Consider the following 5,871-nt stretch of genomic DNA (forward strand, 5'->3'; position numbering starts at 1 on the left):
TAGTGCTGTAGAAGCGTCGCATGCGAGGGTGATACTCGTATGCTGCGATACATCATATTAATCCGGTCAGTGTGTTTCTTGTGTTTTTTTTTTATATACGCGGCCCCCCTCGAACTTCACCACGTTGGCTCCCCCTCTTCCCCTCCGCGCCCCCCTCCCGTCCTCGCGGGGGCGGCGCTCGATGCGGCGGGCGCCTGCCGGATCGCGGGCGGCTTCGGCTTTCCGTCCGGCGACGAGGCGAGCGGCGCATGGCTCGGCGTGCGTGCGCTCGCGTATGCACAGCAGGCGCTCGACGGCCGCGTGCCGCGTGATGCGTTCGCGAACGCGCTGCTCGCGGAAACGGGCGCGCAGGATCGCGATGCGCTCGTCCAGTGGTCGTGTGATGCGAACCAGACGATCTACGCGCGGCTTGCGCCGATCGTGCTCGCGCACCGTTCGCATCCGGTCGCGGGCGCGCTGATCGCGCAGGCGGGCGACGAGATCGGCAAGATGATCGACGCGCTCGATCCGCAGCAGGCGCTGCCGGTCGCGCTGTGCGGCGGCTTGGCCGACGCGCTCGCACCGGCCGTGCCGGCGCGCCATGCCGCCCGGCTGCGCGCGCCGCTCGACGATTCGGCGCACGGCGCGCTGCGGCTCGCGCTGCAGGCACTGCGGGTGGCCGAAGGTAACTGAAGGCAACTGAACGCAACTGAACGCAACCGAAGGCGTTCGACGGTGGTTGAAAGCACACCGAAACCGTGCCGTTGGCGGCGATCGACCGGGAACCGTCCGGCGGGCAACCGGGCACGACGTTAGAATGGCCGTTCCGCAGAGCCCTGAGCGCCATTCTTCCGTCCCATGTACAAAGTCATCGCCACCGATCTCGACGGTACCCTGCTGAACAGCGACCACCAGCTCGATCCGTACACGATCGACACCGTCCGTCGGCTCGACCGCGACGGCCTGCAGTTCGTGATCGCCACCGGGCGCCATTACGCGGACGTCGCCGGCATTCGCGACGTGCTCGGCATCCGGCCGTACCTGATCACGTCGAACGGCGCGCGCGTGCATGCGCCGGACGACACGACGATCCACGCGCAGGACATCGATCCGGCGATCGTCCGCGGCCTCGTGCAGCCGGATGTCGTCGGCGCGCACGGCCGCGTGATCGTCAACCTGTTCACCGACCAGGGCTGGCTGATCGACCGCGATGCGCCGCACCTGCTCGAATTCCACCAGGATTCGGGCTTCCGCTACGACGTGATCGACATGGCCGCGCACGACGGCACGGATATCGCGAAGGTGCTGTATATCGGCGATCCGGCCGACCTGGCGGTCGTCGCCGAGCAGATGCGCGTGCGCTTCGGCGATGCGCTGTACGTCACGTACTCGCTGCCCGACTGCCTCGAAGTGATGACCGCGAACGTGTCGAAGGGCCGCGCGCTGCGCTCGGTACTCGCGCGGCTCGGCGTCGACACCGGCCACTGCATCGCGTTCGGCGACAACATGAACGACATCGACCTGCTCGAAACCGCCGGCCACGCGTTCATGATGAACAACGCGAACCCCGACCTGATCGCGCGGCTGCCGCACATTCCGCGGATCGGCAACAACTTCGACGCGGGCGTCGCTCGCCACCTGCACACGCTGTTCTCGCTCGAAGGCAACACCGCCGCATCCTGAGCGTCCTGCCGGGGCGGAAATGAAAAACGGGCGCCAATGGCGCCCGTCGAAATTACCTGCCTCGATGTTCTTGGACAGCGTGAGGCTCGCTGCTCTGCTCGCTTGACCCCGTAGTGTTTTATTCGCTTGTGCGAGCTGATGCCGGCAGCTGGTCGACGGCGTTGTCACGCCCCGCGACCAGCGGGTAGATGATCCCTGCGAGTACCGCGCCGATGATCGGCGCCACCCAGAACAGCCAGAGCTGGCCGATCGCTTCGCCGCCCACGAACAGGGCGGGGCCGGTCGAGCGGGCCGGGTTCACCGACGTGTTGGTGACCGGAATCGAGATCAGGTGAATCAGCGTCAGGCAGAGGCCGATCGCGATCGGTGCGAAGCCGGCCGGTGCGCGCTTGTCGGTGGCGCCCAGGATCACGAACAGGAAGAAGCCCGTCATCACGACTTCGCAAATGAACGCCGCGCCGAGTGCGTAGTGGCCGGGCGAGCGCTCGCCGAAGCCGTTCGTCGCAAAGCCGCTGCCGACGACGTCGAAGCCCGGCTTGCCGGTCGCGATCAGGTACAGCACGAATGCGCCGAGCGTCGCGCCGACAACCTGCGCGACGATGTACGGCACGAGATCGCGTGCGGGGAAGCGGCCGGCGACCGTCAGGCCGACGCTCACCGCCGGATTCAGGTGGCAGCCCGAAATGTGGCCAATTGCGAATGCCATCGTCAGCACAGTCAGGCCGAAGGCAAGTGCGACACCGGCAAAGCCGATGCCGAGGCCCGGAAAGGCGGCGGCCAGCACGGCGCTTCCGCACCCGCCGAGCACCAGCCAGAACGTGCCGAATACCTCTGCAGCGAGACGCTGAGAAAGACTCATGTAAGGACCTTGTTCAAGTGGATTGAAGGCAACCGGACGACACGACGGTTTTAAACCATCACCGGGAATTGGTCTGGATTATAGGAAATGAATCGGGTGGGGGAGGGTCAACGATTGTTAAATTTGAATAGCTGACGAATGCCTTTTATTAGAATAAGTCCGCATTCTCGATATAGCCGAATCGGTTAAAGATGGCAGCATTAATTTCGAAGGGTAGGGCGGCAGTGCTGATGACGTAACGGATGTTGGTGTCCCGGCCGGATTCGCCGGGGCCGCATCATCAAAAGGGGAGTCAAAAAATGTCTCAATACGCGAAACTCAAGGCGCAGATCGCCGATCTGCAAGCCCAGGCGGATGATGTGCGCCGCCAGGAAGTGGCGGCGGTGATTGCGGAAGTCCAGCAAAAGATTGCCGAATATGGGCTGACTGCCCAGGATCTGGGCTTCGCGGAGCGAGCGAAGCGCGGACGCCCGCCGAAGAAGGCGCCGCTGCCGCCCAAATACCGCGATCCGAAGTCGGGCGCGACCTGGAGCGGGCGCGGCAAGCCGCCGAATTGGATCGTCGGTAAAAACCGCGATCGTTTCGTCATCGAATGACCGAAAACCCAAACAAAAGAGCCGCATCGAGATGCGGCTCTTTTGTTTGGCGCGCCGATTTCGGCGCGGATTTGATTACGGAATATTTCCTCGCGGATTTCCGTGTCAGGCGCCGGCGACCCGGCGCAATGCCGGTTGACGGGTTCCCGTGCCAAGCGATTCGTAAGTTTCGACGTAACGCTGCGCCATTGCCTTTGAGCTGAAGCGCGTGTCGAAACGCTCGCGGATGGCGGTGCGCGACAGGCTGTCGATCCGATGGAGCGCGCCGACCGCGCCCTGCACGTCCTCGACGATGAAGCCCGTGACGCCGTCCTCGATCACTTCCGGCACCGAGCCGCGGTTGAACGCGACGACCGGCGTGCCGCAGGCCATCGCCTCGATCATCACGAGGCCGAACGGCTCCGGCCAGTCGATCGGGAACAGCAGCGCCTTTGCGCCGGAGAGGAACGCGGGCTTCTGCGCCTCGTTGATCTCGCCGATGAATTCGACGTGTGCCTGGCCGAGCAGTGGCTCGATCACTTCCTTGAAGTAGTCGGCGTCGGCCTTGTCGACCTTCGCGGCGATCTTCAGCGGCAGCCCGCTTTGCGCGGCGATCCGGATCGCGGTGTCGACGCGCTTTTCCGGGCAGATCCGGCCGAGGAACGCGAGGTATTCGGGCTTCACGCCCGGCTGCGGCGTGAGCAGCGTGTCGGGCAGCCCGTGATACACGGTGCCGGCCCACGCGGCCTGCGGCAGCGGCTTGCGCTGGTTGTTCGAGATCGACACGACCGGCGCGTCCGGAAATGCGTCGAACACCGGCTGCAGTTCCGGCAGGTCGAGGCGGCCGTGCAGCGTCGTCACGTACGGCGTGTCGAGGCGCGACATCAGCGGGAACGGCAGGTAGTCGAGGTGGAAGTGCAGCACGTCGAATTCGTGCGCGACCCGGGCAACCTTTTCGAGGAGCCGCATATGGGGCGCCATCGAATCGCGGATTGACGGGTCGAGCCGCAGCGCGCGCGGCCACGCCGCCTCGAGACGGGCCGACGTGACCGAGTCGCCGCTGGCGAACAGGGTCACGTCGTGGCCGAGTTCGACGAGCGCCTCGGTGAGGTAGGACACGACACGCTCGGTGCCGCCGTAGAGTTTCGGCGGAACGGCTTCGTAAAGCGGCGCGATCTGGGCAATTCGCATGGGTGTTCTCCTGTTTCGATCCGGGGGCACGGTGGCGCCGGTGCGGATCCCGTGCAAGGTTGCGGAACTCGCCGGCGTACGCGGTTGGCGGTACGTGGCCGTGCCCTGGGCGGGGTGCGCGGGGCGCCGGACGGCAAGCTGCGGGGCGGGCCGGCACGGCTCGCGCCGCCGCCCATTGGAGTCCATTATCGATATCGCCCAGCGGGGTTCGAGTGTTTTTTCAAACACTTAAGGCTTGTTACACGATGAAATACGCGAAAACCCCGAGAAAAAGGGCGCGGAAACAAGAATGGAGATAGACGCAACTATTGTTGCGCTGTTGTGAAAAAGTAATATAATTTTTACCGATTCGATTGCCCGCAGCCTTGTCGGCAAGCCTTCCGTTACCGCACGGAGGCCATCGGACACATCGCAGCCGAAGCCGCGCTGTCACTCGCTTCCCCGATTGCAGCTTTCAATTCGCCTTGTCGGAAAAATTCCTACACGGTTTACAGACAAATCCTGCATGGCATACGCCACTTCGCTGATACCGGCATAAATGCCGTTTGGCCAAAATTCGCCCTGTAAGACTATAAACGAGCCGACTGAGCGCCAAGAGCGCCCTGATCGAGCAAACGTTTTCATAACATGAATGGCCAAAGCAAAGCTCTTTAACGGGGGAATCATGAGCGCTACCAGCGAAATGCTCAGTGAGATCAAAGAGGTCAACCTGTCCTACCTCCTCCTCGCGCAACGCCTGCTGCGGGAAGACAAGGCGATGGGCATGTTCCGCATGGGCATTTCCCAGGAACTCGCCGACCTGCTCGCCAACCTCACGCTCGCACAGACCGTGAAGCTGGCTGCGTCGAACCAGATGCTGTGCCGCTTCCGCTTCGATGATCACGCGCTGCTGTCGTCGCTCGCCGACAAGGGCCGCAGCGATGTCGTCGCGCATGCCCACTCGGCCATCCTGATGGCCGGGCAGCAGGTCGAAGGCGTCCGCTGATCCATCCCGCCTTGCGTGTGTCCCGGCGTGCCGCGCCGGTGGGCAGCGTATTGGCCATCCATCCGAACAACGTCAAGCGGACGGTTATCACCATGGCAAGCAAAAGCGTCGTGATCGAGGTGAAGGAAATCACCCTCGCCATCGAACTGATCGAACTGGGCGCCCGGCTGCAGCTGCTGGAAGCGGAGACGAGCCTGTCGCGGGACCGTCTGATCAAGCTGTACAAGGAACTGAAGGGCGTGTCGCCGCCGAAGGGGATGCTGCCGTTCTCGACCGACTGGTTCATGACGTGGCAGCCGAACATCCACTCGTCGCTGTTCTACAACATCTACCGGTTCATGCAGGACCACGGCCGCTGCGAGCCGATCCAGTCGATCGTGAAGGCGTACCGGCTCTATCAGGAGCACGTGAACCTGTCCGGCGACGAGGCCGCGCTGAGCCTCACGCGCGCATGGACGCTCGTGCGCTTCTTCGATTCGGGGATGCTGCAGATGACCCCGTGCACGCGCTGCGGCGGCCATTTCGTCGCGCATGCGCATGATCCGCATCAAGGTTTCGTCTGCGGCCTCTGCCAGCCGCCGTCGCGCGCGGGCAAGACC

The 5,871-nt window shown here is 63.9% G+C and carries 6 protein-coding genes and 1 pseudogene; 5 read left to right on the top strand and 2 right to left on the bottom strand.

The features are described 5' to 3' along the window. Positions 1-171 precede the first annotated feature (171 nt). A pseudogene (locus G3O06_RS45985) lies at positions 172-672 on the top strand (ATPase); the annotation flags it as partial. 165 nt (positions 673-837) lie between these two features. After that, positions 838-1,662: a Cof-type HAD-IIB family hydrolase gene (locus G3O06_RS45990; RefSeq protein WP_205820051.1), complete on the top strand. Its 825-nt coding sequence runs from the start codon at positions 838-840 to the stop codon at positions 1,660-1,662. A gap of 118 nt (positions 1,663-1,780) precedes the next feature. On the opposite strand, the gene aqpZ is transcribed toward G3O06_RS45990, so the two are convergent. Continuing rightward, positions 1,781-2,521, bottom strand: coding sequence for an aquaporin Z (gene aqpZ, locus G3O06_RS45995; protein WP_174916701.1), 741 nt, complete (start codon positions 2,519-2,521; stop codon positions 1,781-1,783). Positions 2,522-2,820: 299 nt separating this feature from the next. Here aqpZ and G3O06_RS46000 point away from each other — a divergent pair, with 299 nt between their 5' ends. Beyond that, complete coding sequence (locus G3O06_RS46000) at positions 2,821-3,117, top strand: H-NS histone family protein (RefSeq protein WP_011350588.1); 297 nt, start codon at positions 2,821-2,823, stop codon at positions 3,115-3,117. A 105-nt stretch (positions 3,118-3,222) separates the two neighbouring features. Here the strand turns inward: G3O06_RS46000 and G3O06_RS46005 are convergent, their stop codons facing one another. Further along, the gene (locus tag G3O06_RS46005; RefSeq protein WP_174974179.1) at positions 3,223-4,287 is read right to left on the bottom strand and encodes a glycosyltransferase family 4 protein; all 1,065 of its coding nucleotides are present in this window, start codon (positions 4,285-4,287) and stop codon (positions 3,223-3,225) included. A 664-nt stretch (positions 4,288-4,951) separates the two neighbouring features. Here G3O06_RS46005 and flhD point away from each other — a divergent pair. After that, on the top strand, positions 4,952-5,272 hold the full coding sequence (gene flhD, locus G3O06_RS46010) for a flagellar transcriptional regulator FlhD (RefSeq protein WP_039346834.1): 321 nt from the start codon (positions 4,952-4,954) through the stop codon (positions 5,270-5,272). Between the two features lie 92 nt (positions 5,273-5,364). Next, on the top strand, positions 5,365-5,871 hold a 507-nt coding region (flhC, locus tag G3O06_RS46015; protein WP_205820052.1), incomplete at its 3' end, for a flagellar transcriptional regulator FlhC.

This window comes from Burkholderia sp. Ac-20345, from assembly GCF_017104825.1.
GTDB classification, from domain to species: domain Bacteria; phylum Pseudomonadota; class Gammaproteobacteria; order Burkholderiales; family Burkholderiaceae; genus Burkholderia; species Burkholderia lata_B.